This is a genomic window from Pseudomonas baetica, from assembly GCF_002813455.1.
GTDB classification, from domain to species: Bacteria; Pseudomonadota; Gammaproteobacteria; order Pseudomonadales; family Pseudomonadaceae; genus Aquipseudomonas; species Aquipseudomonas baetica.
In genome coordinates this window covers 4,766,016-4,781,186 of sequence record NZ_PHHE01000001.1, presented here as the reverse complement: position 1 = coordinate 4,781,186, position 15,171 = coordinate 4,766,016, and the positions used below count along the sequence as shown (strand labels likewise).

15 protein-coding genes are annotated in these 15,171 nt (G+C 56.2%); 2 read left to right on the top strand and 13 right to left on the bottom strand.

Annotated elements, in window-relative coordinates:
- Window positions 1-59: 59 nt before the first annotated feature.
- The 12 genes from ATI02_RS22115 to ATI02_RS22065 form a co-directional block, all read right to left on the bottom strand.
- The gene (locus ATI02_RS22115; protein ID WP_238156197.1) at window positions 60-614 is read right to left on the bottom strand and encodes a DUF4376 domain-containing protein; all 555 of its coding nucleotides are present in this window, start codon (window positions 612-614) and stop codon (window positions 60-62) included.
- Window positions 614-3,259, bottom strand: coding sequence for a phage tail-collar fiber domain-containing protein (locus ATI02_RS22110; RefSeq protein ID WP_238156196.1), 2,646 nt, complete (start codon window positions 3,257-3,259; stop codon window positions 614-616). The genes ATI02_RS22115 and ATI02_RS22110 overlap by 1 nt, the downstream gene beginning before the upstream one ends.
- Window positions 3,260-3,895 carry a phage tail protein I gene (locus tag ATI02_RS22105; protein ID WP_100847348.1) on the bottom strand — a complete coding sequence of 212 codons (636 nt, stop codon included), beginning with the start codon at window positions 3,893-3,895 and terminating at the stop codon, window positions 3,260-3,262.
- Entirely contained in the window at window positions 3,892-4,887 is a 996-nt protein-coding gene (locus ATI02_RS22100) for a baseplate J/gp47 family protein (RefSeq protein ID WP_100847347.1), read from the bottom strand. Before ATI02_RS22100 ends, ATI02_RS22105 begins: the two co-directional genes overlap by 4 nt.
- The gene (locus ATI02_RS22095) at window positions 4,884-5,216 is read right to left on the bottom strand and encodes a phage baseplate protein (RefSeq protein WP_095188860.1); all 333 of its coding nucleotides are present in this window, start codon (window positions 5,214-5,216) and stop codon (window positions 4,884-4,886) included. Before ATI02_RS22095 ends, ATI02_RS22100 begins: the two co-directional genes overlap by 4 nt.
- 14 nt (window positions 5,217-5,230) lie before the next feature.
- A complete protein-coding gene (locus ATI02_RS22090) occupies window positions 5,231-5,839 on the bottom strand; it encodes a phage baseplate assembly protein V (RefSeq protein WP_100847346.1) in 609 nt (202 codons plus the stop codon).
- Between the two features lie 3 nt (window positions 5,840-5,842).
- Window positions 5,843-6,364 (bottom strand): hypothetical protein, encoded by a 522-nt coding sequence (locus tag ATI02_RS22085; protein ID WP_100847345.1) that lies wholly within the window; start codon window positions 6,362-6,364, stop codon window positions 5,843-5,845.
- Between the two features lie 70 nt (window positions 6,365-6,434).
- The gene (locus ATI02_RS22080; protein ID WP_038357950.1) at window positions 6,435-6,773 is read right to left on the bottom strand and encodes a phage holin family protein; all 339 of its coding nucleotides are present in this window, start codon (window positions 6,771-6,773) and stop codon (window positions 6,435-6,437) included.
- A 147-nt stretch (window positions 6,774-6,920) separates the two neighbouring features.
- Window positions 6,921-7,334, bottom strand: coding sequence for a tail fiber assembly protein (locus tag ATI02_RS22075; protein ID WP_238156195.1), 414 nt, complete (start codon window positions 7,332-7,334; stop codon window positions 6,921-6,923).
- Between the two features lie 257 nt (window positions 7,335-7,591).
- Complete coding sequence (locus ATI02_RS32105; RefSeq protein ID WP_141233098.1) at window positions 7,592-7,780, bottom strand: hypothetical protein; 189 nt, start codon at window positions 7,778-7,780, stop codon at window positions 7,592-7,594.
- 149 nt (window positions 7,781-7,929) lie between these two features.
- Window positions 7,930-8,664: an XRE family transcriptional regulator gene (locus tag ATI02_RS22070; protein ID WP_100847344.1), complete on the bottom strand. Its 735-nt coding sequence runs from the start codon at window positions 8,662-8,664 to the stop codon at window positions 7,930-7,932.
- Window positions 8,665-8,839: 175 nt separating this feature from the next.
- Window positions 8,840-10,240: a hypothetical protein gene (locus ATI02_RS22065; RefSeq protein ID WP_146166080.1), complete on the bottom strand. Its 1,401-nt coding sequence runs from the start codon at window positions 10,238-10,240 to the stop codon at window positions 8,840-8,842.
- Between the two features lie 685 nt (window positions 10,241-10,925).
- Here ATI02_RS22065 and ATI02_RS22055 point away from each other — a divergent pair.
- On the top strand, window positions 10,926-12,029 hold the full coding sequence (locus tag ATI02_RS22055; protein WP_238156194.1) for an Abi family protein: 1,104 nt from the start codon (window positions 10,926-10,928) through the stop codon (window positions 12,027-12,029).
- Here the strand turns inward: ATI02_RS22055 and ATI02_RS32755 are convergent.
- Complete coding sequence (locus tag ATI02_RS32755; protein ID WP_420875223.1) at window positions 12,000-12,170, bottom strand: DUF4113 domain-containing protein; 171 nt, start codon at window positions 12,168-12,170, stop codon at window positions 12,000-12,002. The genes ATI02_RS22055 and ATI02_RS32755 overlap by 30 nt on opposite strands.
- Before the next feature lie 430 nt (window positions 12,171-12,600).
- On the opposite strand from ATI02_RS32755, the gene mutS reads away from it, so the two are divergent.
- On the top strand, window positions 12,601-15,171 hold the full coding sequence (gene mutS / locus ATI02_RS22045; RefSeq protein WP_170947348.1) for a DNA mismatch repair protein MutS: 2,571 nt from the start codon (window positions 12,601-12,603) through the stop codon (window positions 15,169-15,171).

The following is a 15,171-nucleotide window of genomic DNA, read 5'->3' as shown; positions in this document are numbered from 1 at the left end:
GGGGAGGGGCTTTGGCGGGTAAGAAAACGCCCCGACGGTGCGGGGCGTTTATTGAAGCGTCACAAACCGGGCTCAGACGCTGGCGGTACAGCCGGCCAGCCCTCAGTCAGCATTTCGGGACGATAATTTCCAAGGTCGATCGCCAGCAGTAAATCGCGCTCACGATCAAAACATGCCTGGACATGAGTACGCACAGCCTTGGCGATTTCGAGGATTCGGGTCGCATCAATTTCGACAAAGCCATTGGCTGTCTTGAAGTTGCATCGGTACTCGGGATCGACAATTGCAGACAAGCCCATTCCAGCAATCAATGTCTGGCTGTCACGTGTGGTTTCGATGGTGAATCCATCGACGATGACGCCACCTGCTTCACGCAAAAAGCGTTCGGCAGCAACGGCGGTTGCCAGTGTTTCAGGCGTGACCGTCATAGAAGGTTGCGGCGAAAACAACCAATCACCGTCATGCTCCTTTGCCGCCCAGCCTTGCTGGGGACGTGGATCGAGATGATCGACGCACACCCATACCAGCGTCGGCGGGTACAACGTCGAAATATCGCCCTCGGTTTCGATCTGCTCGACAACCATGTCGGCATAAATGCGTACATAGGTACTCATCAGGTCCACTCCTCGATAATCACGATGCCGTCACCACCATTGCCGCCTTTGAGGTTGGACGGACACGATGGCTTGGCTAACGCTCCCCCGCCACCGGAACCAGGATTTACGGCACCCTCGCCGTCTCGACTGGCACCGCCCGAAGAGTTACCACCCGGTCCAAATGCACTGAGGCCTCCTTCGCCGGATGTACAAAAAGCCAAGGTCGGCCCGTTCACTCCACCGCCTCCCTGGCCATTGGCATTGATCGTCGAACCACCTGTGGCGGGCTCGGAATTGGGGCTGCGGCCAAGTTGCAGAGGCGGCACAGTGTTGGCCGAGAATCCTCCTCCATATCCTCCTGGTGCAGCGATTCCGGCAAAAGATGTTGTTCCCCCATTGAGACCGATACTGGCAACAACGCCCGTGCCCCCTTTACCGATAGTGATCTGCTGACCGTCGAAACCCTGAGTCAACCAGCCTTCTGCATAAGCACCGCCAGACCCACCGCAACCGGCGGAAAGCTGAGTATTGGCTGTCGAGACTGCACCACCACCCGCACCGCCACCACCTTGCAATCTGTATTTGATCTTTTTGGTTCCAGGCCCCGGCAGATAGATCTCGTTTGCCTTGAAAACCCGGGTTCTCAGATAGCGACCCGAAGCGTTGCGAACTTCATCGGCGAGGGCGGCGATATCGATGCTTCCCTGATTGATCGGCGCGTTCCAGGCTTTGATGCACCACATCACCGTCAGGTTGCGTGGCCGGGTTTCTGTCGAAGTGCGTGCCACCTTCGAAGCATCGAACGACATATTGATGACACCGGTAGAGGCTATGCCTCCGGGGAGCTGAGTCCCACCTGTCGCTGGCGCGCTGAAAGCGCCACTGACCGTGCCTGTTGCTGCGAGCTGAACACCGTTGTTCGCGGCGTACTGCCCTGTGATGTTCTGGAGCGAGTCGAGTTGATAACTGCCGATTGCCCTGCCTGCATCCACACCGCGTCCGTGATCCCACCCTCGCAGGAACTCGCCGCGAGATTCCGGCAAGCGGAAATTCCCGGCCCCCTCATCCCCTTTGTTGAACTTTGTGCCGAGATACGCCGCCAGATCCGGATAGGTCGCAATGCTCTGCACACTGCCATCCAGCTCCAGATAACCGGGTGCAACGATCCCTGACGGGAATGCCAGAACAGCGCCCACCGGAACAGCAGACTTGAGTCGTTCGACTTCTGTGACCAGCGCGGCAACATCGATGGTTCCCTGATTGACCGGCGCATTCCAAGCTTTGATGCACCACATGACGGCGACGTTACGCGGTCGTGTTTCAGTTCCACCAGCGCTTCCGGTTACACCTTGGGCTGCCCGCCAATTTGAAACAGGCACGCCGGCACTATTCGCCTGAACAATTTCGTTTCCTGCATACGATGTCGAATGCGTGTGCGCCCTGAGCATGTCAGCCTGAATACTGCCCAACTCCCGACCAGCATCAACCCCACGCCCATGATCCCAACCACGCAAGAACTCCCCACGCGCCTCAGGCAAACGGAAATTCCCGACGCCCTCATCACCTTTGTTGAACTTGCTACCTAGATAAGCGCTCAAGTCCGGGTAAGTCGCGCTGCTCTTGACGCTGTTATCCAGTTCCAGAAAGCCCGGCGGCGGAGCATCAACCGGGAACGCGACAATCGAGCCCACCGGCAACGCCGATGCCTTGGCAATCAGCGCTTCGACTTCAGCCTTGGTGTACGAATCCTTGATCCCGAATCCAGCCAGCGTTTCAGGATTGGCACCGGCAGTCGCCCGACCATACTCATCAACGGTCAGACTCTTGTAAGTGCCAGCAGCAATCCCGGTACGCCCCGCGAGCATCTTGAACGTCAGCGCCGTGGTGCCGAGGGTGATCGGTGCATTGGTGGTCAAGTGCCACAACGAATCACCGTTCGCCGTGCCCTCCTCCACCATCACCGTCAGGCCCGGCGTGACCTTGGCGTTGCTGTTGGCATCCATCGCCCGCAACCAGTCGCCATTGGCGACGATCCACAGGCCGTTGTCCTTGGCCAGCGTCTGATTCGGCAACAGCACACGGTCACCGGCAATCACGGCCACACCATCAATCTGCTGCGCACCGTTCAACACGACATTGCCAGTCGCCGCAACGCGTACCGACTGTTTGCCGTCAAGTTTGCCGAGTTCTTCGGCGAGGTAACTCATGACCCAGGCACGCGTGGCTTTGACGACGGTGTCGTCGATCAGCAGCGTCACAAGCGACGCATTACTCGTCTCGAAAATCGAACGAATGTAGAACTCTTTACCCGAACCGGACGTGGCCAGAACCGGTTTGAACGACTCCGGGTATTTGACGATGGCGTAAAGCACGCCAGTGTCAGTCCACAACCCCGCTTCCCGCACATACCAACCGCCAACATCCGGCGGTATGGTGACTTCGGCGAGCAGCCAGCTCGGGTTTTTCTCGTCCTGGAACAGCGCATTGAGTGGCCCGCGCCAGACTTCGCGTTTCAGCGCGGTGGCGGTCGCGGCCGGGTTGTAGACCGCGCCGCCGCCGTCGCCGACGGAAATCTGCGTCAACTTGATCGGCACGCCCGCAGCTTTACAAGCCGTTTCGTAGGCAATCCCTGCGTTGGTGAGCAGGGTGTAATAGTCAGCCATTCAGGCCCCCTGAGGATAAATAGTGGATGTTTCGACGGTGTACATACCGGCGGCCATGAACGCCTCTCCCGAGGTTTCGAGCCCTTCGATGAACACCGGATAAACCGTGGTCAGTTCGCCGCAGAACGTCGCGGCGCCGATGACGTGATTGCCGAAAGCGCTCAAGCCGACCGAGACCGTCAGCACATCACGTTCGCTTTTGGCATCGGCCAGGCGTCGGTCGAGACGGGCGTCGATTTCTGCGCTGTAGGGCTGGTCGCTGAAGGCGCGCACAGTGAAGCTGTAAGGCACGCCGGGCGGTGTCTGTTCGTACCAGGCGCGGACTTCGGGGCGCAGCTGCAAACCCTTGGCAGCGTTTTCCAGTGCCTTGCGAGTGCCGGCCTGGCGTGCAGTGGGCCAGGCCAGTTCGACGGTCAGGCGCTTTTCCGCTTCGGGTGCGGCGGTGCTCCATTCGGCGACGCCGCGATCCGCTGCGAGATACGGCAGAAACGCGACCGGAGTTTCACTCGGATTCATCAGTTCGGGGAACGGCGGCGCGATGCGATCAAGTAGCGCGCCGAAGCCCAGATCCAGACCGCGCTCGAGTGCCGAGCTGTTCGCAGGCAGCAGCGTCGGGCGTTGAGTTTTTTCACTCATAGCGTCAGCACCTCAACCTCGACCGCCGTGCAGTACGGCGCCTGAAACGCGGTGGTCACGATCGGCGTCAGCGGTTCCAGAATCTGCAATTGCACGGCACCAGCGCTGTGCAGCGTGTAATCGATCCAGCTCGGATCGACCCGCCCTTCGAGGCGATGGCAACTGTCGGCGTAAGCCTGCAATTGCTGCTGCGCGGCGACTTGGGTCAGGCCCGAATCGGGGCCGGAATTGATCTTGGCGACGACACGTATTTTGTAGCGCTGAATGTCGGCAGCCTTGACGGTGACGAGGTCGGTTTCCGGTCGCACATCCGGCCGGGCGAAGTGCTGGCGGACGCCTTCAAGCAATGCCTCGGACGGCGTGCCGTCACCGTCCCGCGCAAGTACGGTGACCTGCACTTCACCCGGCGCGGTGCGGCGGCCATTGCCATCCTTGACCTGCGCGGCGAAGCCGTCCGGGTTGAAGGTGTAAGTGACATTCACCACACCGGCGTCGGTGGATTCGACTTTCACCGTCGGCCGCTCGCCGAGGGTGAACACCTCGCGGCGATACTGCATCCGCGACCCCGCCGCCGGGGCATGCGGCGCCAGGTAATAACGCAACCGGGCGTCGTCGTCGCTTTCGTAAATCGCCGGCACTGGCGGGAATGCCGCCGGATCACCCGGATCGAGCAACTGCCGCTCCAGGCCCATGTCCGCCAGCCGTGCGTCGAGGTTGCTGCCGGTCGCCCACCACGCCAGCATCTGCTTGATGCGGGCGTTGTATTTGCGTTCGTGGGTTTGCAGCCGAACGCAGAAAGCTTCCAGTGCCAGGGTCAGCAGTTCGCTTTCGTTTTCCAGGCTGGTCTTGAGTTTCGCTGCGCTGTCCGGCGAGCGGGCACCGACGTATTCGATGACGAAAGTCTTGAACTCGGCGAGCAGATCTTCGAACGCTTCGACGGTGATCAGCGCGGGTTCGGCCAATTGGTTCTGGCCGGGGATCAACATGCTCATGTCACGACCTCGAAGGTTTGTTGACGGTTTTTCCAGGTGCCGGCGAAACGCAGCAGCAGACCGGCGCCCTGACGGCTGGCGACGATCACCTGCGGCTGAAAATCATCGATGCCGTTTTGCTTGTTGTAGAACGCTTGCGCTGCGTGGCTCTGGGCCAGAAGCAGCACGTCGTCACCGAGGTTCTGCCCCAGTAGCGAGGGGATCAACGAGCCATACAAGGGCCGTTTTTGCCGGGTGCCCAGCGGCGTAGTCAGGGCCCGGGTCGCGCGCTGCACAAACTGCAGCCAGTCGTCGACCGTGGCCCCGCTGTCTCTATCGATTCCGATCATGGAAGGCTCTTGAATCAGGGGCTGATGACGCGGCCCTGGTGATCGACCAACGGGCCGCTGAAGTGCACGCCCGAAGCGTCGATGGTCATGCCGACAGCGCCCAGTTGCAGGTTGATGGCCTGCGGGGTCAGCGCCAGTCGTGCCGGGCCGATGCTCAGTTCCAGCGAATCGCGAGAACCGTTGAACGCCGCAGGGCCGTTTTGCCAATGCAGAGTGTGTGTGGCGTCGTCGTAACCGCTTTCGCTGCCGTCCTGATGCACGCGGCGCGTCAGCGTCGGTACAGTCGAAGTGGGCGGAAAGCGATCACTGTTCAAACCGAACAACGCCACCGACTGCGCACCGCTTTCGCCGCTGCCGTAGTTGAACAACAAACACTGCTCACCCACTGTCGGAATCCGCGATTCGCTTTGCGTTCCGGCGCTCGGGTTGAAGAACTTGATGGCCGGTGTGAGCAGTCCACCGTGGCTGACCGTGCAGGTGTTACTCGCCGCGTCGACTGTCTGGCAGACGCCGATGCGGCAGTAGCTCTCGGCACGCCGATGCAGGTCTTCGATTTCCGCTTCCATCTCGGCCAGGCGTTCGATGATCGGACCCAGTTGCATGCGCAGTAATGCGTCGAACATCGATCAGGCCTCCAGCGCGGTGTATTGGTCGGGGTCGTCGATGTTGCTGACTTCCCAGGTACGGGCGAATTTCGGCGTGCCGAGTGGATCGTCGAGCAAGGTCGGGCCGAGGTAGAGGGTCTGGTTGAACGTCAGTGTCCAGGCCCTGTATTGCTGATCGGCGCGGATGAGCAATGACGGCAAACCATCCATGTTCATCGGCAGATCACACTGATCGCCGGGCAGTCCCCAGCGGTTGTCGGTGATCAGATTTTTCAGCACCGCGATCAGATCGCAGGCGGCAAATGCCGTAGCGGAAAGCGCCGGGATGACTTGCAGCGACAACGTCATGACATGAGCAATTCGCCCATCAGCGGCGCGCACTCCCGAGGCATTTCGGTCGAAGTCGATCAACACCCAGGCTTGATCGCCCGGAGCACTGAAATCTTCGTGATTGCCGACATTGAGGTTCAGCCCGGCGGTGTTGCGCAGCGTCGTCGCGATGGCGGTGAACAGTTGCGACGGCTGCTGGATCGGTGTGGGCATACATGACCTCCTTTTCAATCGTCCACGCGAAGCCCTGCCGCCAAAATGGCGGCACGGAAAACAGTCAAGGTTAAGGCTGGTCGCGCGGCGGGACTTCGCAGACGCCGATGCGTTTGGCGGCCCAGCGTTCGTAGAGACCGATGGCCACATCGGCGCCGGCCATGGCGGTCAGGCATCCGAATGCGCCGGCCGCCCAGATCGACAATCCCGCAGCGTAAAGCAGCATGATTGCCGAGACGCCGCAGATCATGCAGGCGCCGGAGCGCAAGGCCAGGCGCCGCAGCAGTGACCAGCCGCGGGCGCCTTCCTTGTCGGCGCGCCACATTTCGCCGGACACCCCGCCCACTACGGCGAGGAGGATGACCAGCCAGATCGGCATGTCCGCCAACGCTTGTTGCTCGCTTGTCATGTCACGCCTCCTGGGGGTGATTGATGAGTGGTGTGTGTTGGGTTCAATCGTTTTCTCTTGAGGTAGGCATTCCAAAAAGCCCGGCATTGGGGCCGCGGGCTTTTCAGTAATGCGCTCTCGCTTCTCGATCTGACAATTGCAGTGGAGTCAGAACGGAGCGACTGGCCAGTTGATCGTCGGAAATGCGTTTTGGTTTATCACTTCGGTGACGGCAATGTAGTACTGCTTGTATGCAACCAGTGCAGCCGCTTCTGCCGCAGTGGCGATCTCGAGATCCAGCTTGTATTGCAATGGATTGAACATCAGCCAGCGGGAAGCCTGGTCAAGGCGCAGCTGTATGCGTCCAGAAGTAAAGGCCTGTCGCTCATAATCAGAAGTATCACTGTAGGTCGAACCCCAATCCGTCTTCATTCCTGGCTCCACAATCATGCCATCGGGAACTTCTCGCCAAACTGAACTCGGCTCATCTGCAGGCGTTGCAGGCACACTCCCGTCAGTCTCCAATACCTGAAGAACGACGGTGTAACCCGTTGCTGTAACTGTAAGTGCGTAACGACTCATTTCTGATTCCTTCTTAGCGGCTCTCAGCGAACCCTTTTTGAGACCGTCTGTCAGTACGACGTAACTGGACAGACGGTGATCGCCGGAAAGCCGGCTATCTATTGCTTTCGGAAGTAGTGATGAATTCCGGCAGGCATTCCAAAAAGCCCGGCGCAATGCACCGGGATTTTCAGTAATGCGCTCCTTCGCCTTCCTTCAAATCCTGTGTTCAAGAAGGAAGCTGACTTTTCGGCGCTACTGGCGCGGTACGAGTCCATTCAAATTGTTTTTCCGACCGCGGTCCCTGCCCGCCGGATAACTGCTTCTGGTGCTTTACGCTGCACACCCGGGTCAGTTGCCAACCCTCTGAACCGTTGAGGCCGGTTCATCGCTGCCTGTTCTTGTGGAACTAAAGAGCTTTCGTTTCCAGCCGCCTTGTCGAGCGGCTTGGTGGCAATAATATGCATGTATGCATATCCAGTCAATGCGTAAACGCATTTATTTATACGTGAGAAATGCATGAGTGCATTAAGGCCGCATAAACCATGGCGTTGAGGGTTTTGCGCGGGCGAAAAAAAACCCGCCGATGGGCGGGTTTTATCTGACCGGTATCTGCTTAGCGGGCGTACATGCCCCACCAGAAGACGTGACCGAGGATGACGATCTGCTCTTCCTGGATTTCCTGGAAGGTATAGTCCTCATCCGGGTGTTCGTCACGGTTGAAGCTGCGCAGGCGAATGCCTGTAGGCAGACGATAGAGTTGCTTCACCCGCAACTGGCCGTTGTGATTGATCGCATAAAGGTCGCCATCGATGATGTCGCCGATGCCGCACTTGCCCGCGTTCACGCCGACCGTGGCACCGTCACGCAGCACCGGCAACATGCTGTTGCCGCGCACCGTCACGCATTTGGCCTGGTCGAACTGCACGCCGTTATGGCGCAGGCTACGCTTGCCGAAGCGCAGGCTGGAGCGCTCGCTCTCTTCGATGACGAATCTTCCTGATCCTGCTGCCAATTCAACCTCGCGAAGGAAGGGCACCGACACCTCGTCGTCATCGACAGGCGTGTCGTCGTCCCACAGCATTATGTCCTTGAGTTCCGCATGCACGTCATCACGCGCGGCACCGGCCGACGGCGCAACATCGGCACGCCCGCGCAACTGATCGGTGCTTACATTGAAGTACTCGGCGATTTTCGAAATGTGTTTATCCGAAGGATCGACGATCTTCCCGCTGAGAATCCGCGAGAGAGTGGATTGAGGCACGCCGGTGCGACGGTGGAGCTCCGTGGGGGAGATCCCGTGCTGGTCGAGCAGTGCTCTTAAGACGGAGGCTACGTTGCGTTTTTGCATAACGCGCATAGTGCTTGAAGTTTTCGGGGAAAACAAATGCTGATTTGCATAAACCAAAGACTGCCTGTTTTGGTCGCTTCATTTCTCTCCGTGCAGCAGCCCCCTACGCGGAAAGGCGGGCTGCAGAGAAAATAGTCTCTTCCCATGACAACGCATTCGACAAAGCAGTTGAACATTACAGTTCATCGGTTTCTTCAACTGGCAACGGCGTTATCCGAGCAAGCTCGTATTCGTAAGCTTTTTTATACTCATCTGTATTGCCGTCAGGGTCTTCGGAGTGCTGCCGGACCAAGTGTTTGAAGTACTCTTTTTGAAACAACAGAAAGGTTTCCAGAGAGTACGCTTTCGGAGAATTGTTGCCTGCACCGAAATATTGAAAATCCTGGTGATATTCGAGCCCAGACTGTGCAGCTTGTTTGATAGAAGCCTCACCAGAAGCCGACGACCGCCGGGCCTCTCGCCCAGCGGTGTGCGAATAGGTATTATTGCCGTCTAAAATCTTTACAATTCGGCCTTGAGATGCAAAAAAATTGAGCCTCTTGATGGCAAAACCAGCGTTATAGCTCAGTTTAAACTTGTCCTTCGCCGAGTCCTTTACAATGTTGCTTTTAAATACCTGAAAAACCTTGGCCAGATCGCTTTCATTTATAGACTCAAAAGCACTTTTCGTTATCAACACCAGATCAATATCGTTTACCGAAATTTCTTTATTATCCTCCCAAGGGATACGAAGCTGTGGATTCACACAACTGATAATTGAATTAATCTTAAGAGTTGCAATTTGAGCGGGCGTCCATTGTTTGCCGATAGTTTGCTTAACCGGATCCAACCCCTTATCGGCAACCTGAAAGCGCCTGAAGTCAGATTGCGCAGTCAATAGCTCGATGTATCTCAACCAGGCCTCTGCTTCCGTACCTCCCGTCGTGCTTTCAGAAGCTTGTAATTTCGCCAATTTTTTTGTGAAGCCCGTTATTTCACGAAAAATGAAACCCTTGCAATACATATCGTCAAAATAATAATTCTTGTATTCCTTATAAAAACTCGCCTTCATAATGTACGTAACACCACCCGCGTATCGAGAGTCTATATCCAGCCTCCAGTTCACGTTGCGCTCGACTGTGGCTAAAAATCTGCCGGTCGACAGAAGCGCCATAAACCCGTTGACATCGGTATTGTGGGTGTAACGTATATGCTTTATTTTTCCGGCGACACTTTCCATTTTTTCAATATCAGCCATGAGCACCCCGGTCTCGACCGCACTGTAGCGCTTTATTATATTTCCAGAAGCCGGAGAAACCGGTTCAACTGCGTTCGATGGCTGTGGCTTATTTGAAGAATCGACTTTTCGAGTGGGAACAAAGTCAACGTCTTTCAGTGTAGTTTCCTTCTTTACCAGTGTTGACGTGGCAAACTTCATCGAAGGCAATTTTGATACGTCTTCAGGTGCAACAATACTCCCTGAAGCGGACAAGACTTTTGTTTGACTTCTAGCTTTTGGATTTGAAGACCGGATATTCGGCATTACAGGGCGTAAAACTTGAGGCATAGGACCCGCACCGGATTTTGAGCGTTCCATCGTCACCATCCCTTCGCTCGGATACGAAGATATCAAGCCGCCTTGAAGCGCCTTGAGCTACATGAATCAAGTAAGTTCGTTTCCCAGAGCAGCACTGAACTCTGTGAGCCATTGGTTTCATCCCTAGCTTAGCGATGCCAATTTGACATCCCTCTCCATCTCAAAATAGTCCATGCCTGCATTCTTGGCCACTCCCCGTATGTGAACCTTGCATAACGAAAGAAAAACGCTGTCGCATTGGATCTTTAAACAGCCTCCGGTCTCTCCAAGAACCTGGGTAAGGTACTGATAAACAAAGCGACCCTGCCTTCGCTCATGCAGGCCGGTTAGGGCCAGAGTATTCGATATCTCCGCTTTTTTACGTGGCGTCGGCGGCCAAAAACGGCTCAGCACCCGCTCTGAAGCCATCGATGCTGCTCACCAAACCACTGGTCGTACTCGTCCGGCACCGTCTCGCGCTCGATCACACATGCGTCGTCAGTCATCATTGACTGTCACTATGAACGTCATCGAGCCAGGCTATTGACACGCCTCGATATCGTGGTAACCTTGCCTCAACAGCGCCAAATCCACTCCCGATCTCAGCATCGGTGAAGGTTTGGCCTTTTTTTTGTCTTGAAAATAATAAGCTATGGATCAGCAACCAAAACCCGTAAAGCCATTTCTCGAATATGACCGCCTCGTAATGAAACTCGCAGAGCGGGGGATGCTCTTGCGCGATCCATTAAGAGCTCAAAGGAAGTTGACTCAAGTCGGTTATTATCGACTATCTGGATACTGGTCTCCAGCTCTGAAATATATAAGAAATGAAGATGGCGGATATGATAAATCAAACGACTTTCAGGCCAACACCAGCTTCGATTCCATTTTTTCTTTCTACCTATTTGATAAAAAGCTAAGACAAGAAATTTCTTGCGCTATAGAACGCATCGAAATTTACCTGCGAACAATCATTGCACACGAACTTGGGCGCACTGACCCACTCGCCCATGAAAACAAGAAAAATTTTTCAAAATTTGCCACCACCCCCGAAGAAGAAAATTACGAATCCGACTTCGATTTGTGGCATAAGAAACATACATCCTTATTACACGAAAGCCGCGAAGAAAGCATTAGGTCTCACATTGACTCAGGCAAACCAATACCTATTTGGGTAGCGTCTGAAGCTTGGACCTTTGGTACCATATCCAAACTTTACAGCATGCTCAATGGTGCAAACCAGAAACTAATTTGCGATAGGCTAGGGATTGATGACCGAGTAGTTCTTGATAACTGGCTCATTAATTTAAACGGAACTCGAAATAGATGCGCGCATCACTCCCGAGTATGCAACAGACCAAACCACCGCACTTTAAAAGCACCTAAGCTTGGCTACTTCAATCTACTACAGCTTGGGCAATTCGAATTAAACAAGCTTTATGGACTGATATCTGTAATTTGGTTTTTAGTTCAGAAAATAGGCCCGAGTTCGAATTGGATACTCCGTATTGCAGATCTCATTGATAACAAACCTAACGCAAACGGACTCACTTTAAGATCGATGGGTTTCAAAACTGACGCGTTCCCTCGACACTTATTCAAGCTCCCTGTGCTCCGTTCAGACATCTCAGCTTCCAACCCTGACCCTCTTGAAGACGCAATAACAAAAACTGTCGACGTAATAGGAACCCTTGAAAACTCACAAAAACTTCTAAATGACGTGAGAATCACTGACGAGCATATTGAAAAAATCATGAATTTGGCTTTAAAACTGGAAGACCTAAAAAAAATGCAGTCTAAAGCTGACTGACACGCCAGAGATCATCGATCTTGCCGTATGGCTTTTACTCATCCTTTCGCGCCGCATTGCCCAATTGGGACTGATCGGTACGCCTGTAGACCGCAGCGTTCCCCGCCCCTCACTTTCGTTGATCTTATCCATCACCGCCATTAGGTTCGTCACTTCAGCCGATTGGGTGATGGCGAACAGATCCTCGATGCACTCACCAGGCTGACAGAGATTGATGAGCATCACCGCGCTGTGATGTATTTGAATCCTGGCCAGAACACACGCTTGACAGCATGGACTGCCGCCTTAGTTAGCAGACACACATCATAGGTGGGATAAGCCAGTTCGGTCAGGAGCCGTTCGCATATTCCGCGGGTCAATGTATTTCTGTCGAAACTGATTACCAGACAATCAGCAGCCCCCTTTTGATGGCGCAATTATCACCAGAACGCCCAAATGCTTCAAAAAAACTTCATACTTGACCTATGAACGCAGAGCAGGCTTTAGCTGAGGCTCTCACGCTAACGAAAAAAGCCCGAATTTTGCCCCAAGTAATTTCAAAGACAGCCCTAACTAATTGATGAATAAAGTAATTTCTGACCTGTCCTCCCACACTCCGATGATGCAGCAGTACTGGCGCCTGAAGAATCAGCACCCGGATCAGCTGATGTTCTACCGCATGGGCGACTTCTACGAGATCTTCTACGAAGACGCGAAGAAGGCCGCCAAGTTGCTCGACATCACCCTGACCGCGCGCGGACAGTCGGCGGGGCAGGCGATTCCGATGTGTGGGATTCCTTACCACGCGGCGGAAGGCTATCTGGCGAAGCTGGTCAAGCTTGGCGAATCCGTGGTGATCTGCGAGCAGGTCGGCGATCCAGCGACCAGCAAAGGCCCGGTTGAGCGTCAGGTCGTGCGCATCCTCACGCCGGGCACGGTCAGTGATGAGGCGCTGCTCGACGAGCGCCGCGACAACTTGATCGCTGCACTGCTGGGTGACGAGCGCCTGTTCGGTCTGGCCGTACTGGACATCACCAGTGGTAACTTCAGCGTCTCGGAAATCAAAGGTTGGGAGAACCTGCTCGCGGAACTGGAGCGGATCAATCCGGTTGAATTGCTGATCCCGGATGACTGGCCAAGGGACCTGCCAGCGGAAAAACGCCGTGGCGTCAGTCGTCGTGCGCCGTGGGATTTCGAGCGTGATTCAGCACTGAAAAGTCTTTGCCAGCAGTTCTCCACCCAAGACCTGAAGGGCTTTGGTTGCGAGAACCTGACCCTGGCCATCGGCGCTGCCGGTTGCCTGTTGGCGTACGCCAAGGAAACCCAGCGCACCGCCCTGCCCCATCTGCGCAGCCTGCGCCACGAACGTCTCGACGACACGGTGGTGCTGGACGGTGCGAGCCGTCGCAACCTCGAACTCGACACCAACCTGGCCGGTGGTCGCGACAACACCCTGCAATCGGTGGTCGATCGCTGCCAGACCGCCATGGGCAGCCGTTTGCTGACTCGCTGGCTGAATCGCCCGTTGCGCGATCTGACCGTATTGCTGGCGCGCCAGACCTCGATCACTTGTCTGCTCGATCGCTACCGTTTCGAAAAGCTGCAACCGCAGCTCAAGGAAATCGGCGACATCGAGCGGATTCTCGCGCGGATCGGCCTGCGCAACGCGCGTCCTCGTGACCTTGCCCGGCTGCGCGACGCCCTTGGCGCCCTGCCTGAATTGCAAGTGGCGATGACCGATCTGGAAGCGCCGCACCTGCAGAGTCTGGCGACAATCACCAGCACCTATCCGGAGCTGGCGGCGTTGCTGGAAAAAGCCATCATCGACAATCCGCCTGCGGTCATACGTGACGGCGGCGTGCTGAAAACCGGCTACGACAGCGAACTCGACGAGCTGCAATCGTTGAGCGAGAACGCCGGCCAGTTCCTCATCGATCTGGAAGCCCGCGAAAAAGCCCGAACGGGTCTGAGCCATTTGAAAGTCGGCTACAACCGCATTCACGGCTACTTCATCGAGCTGCCGAGCAAGCAGGCTGAATCGGCGCCAGCGGATTACATCCGGCGCCAGACGCTCAAAGGCGCCGAACGCTTCATCACGCCTGAGCTGAAAGAGTTCGAAGACAAGGCCCTCTCTGCCAAGAGCCGTGCCTTGGCGCGCGAGAAGATGCTTTACGAAGCGCTGCTGGAAGATCTGATCAGCCAGTTGCCACCGCTACAGGACACCGCCAGCGCACTGGCTGAACTGGACGTGTTGAGCAACCTCGCCGAGCGTGCGCTGAACCTCGACCTGAACTGCCCGCGCTTCGTCACCGAGCCTTGCATGCGCATCACCCAGGGACGTCACCCGGTGGTCGAGCAGGTACTGACCACGCCGTTCGTGGCCAACGACCTGAGCCTGGACGACAACACGCGCATGTTGGTGATCACCGGCCCGAACATGGGCGGTAAATCCACCTACATGCGCCAAACCGCACTGATCGTGTTGCTGGCGCATATCGGCAGCTTCGTGCCGGCCGCCAGTTGCGAACTGTCGCTGGTCGATCGCATTTTCACCCGTATCGGTTCCAGCGATGACCTCGCGGGCGGCCGCTCGACCTTCATGGTCGAAATGAGCGAGACCGCGAACATCCTGCACAACGCCACCGAGCGCAGCCTTGTGCTGATGGACGAAGTCGGTCGCGGCACCAGCACCTTCGACGGTCTGTCGCTGGCGTGGGCTGCGGCGGAGCGCCTGGCCCATCTGCGTGCCTATACGCTGTTCGCTACGCACTACTTCGAACTGACCGTGTTGCCGGAAGCCGAGCCATTGGTGGCCAACGTCCACCTCAACGCCACCGAGCACAACGAACGCATCGTGTTCCTGCACCACGTACTGCCCGGCCCTGCCAGCCAGAGTTACGGTCTGGCAGTGGCGCAATTGGCCGGTGTGCCGAGTGAAGTGATCGTGCGTGCCCGCGAGCATTTGAGCCGACTGGAAGAAACCGCTTTGCCCCATGAAGCGCCGAAACCTGCTGCCAAGGGCAAACCGGCGACGCCACAGCAAAGCGACATGTTCGCCAGCCTGCCGCATCCGGTACTCGATGAGCTGGCTAAACTGGATCTGGATGACCTGACCCCGCGTCGTGCGCTCGAAATGCTCTATGCATTGAAGAACCGGATATAA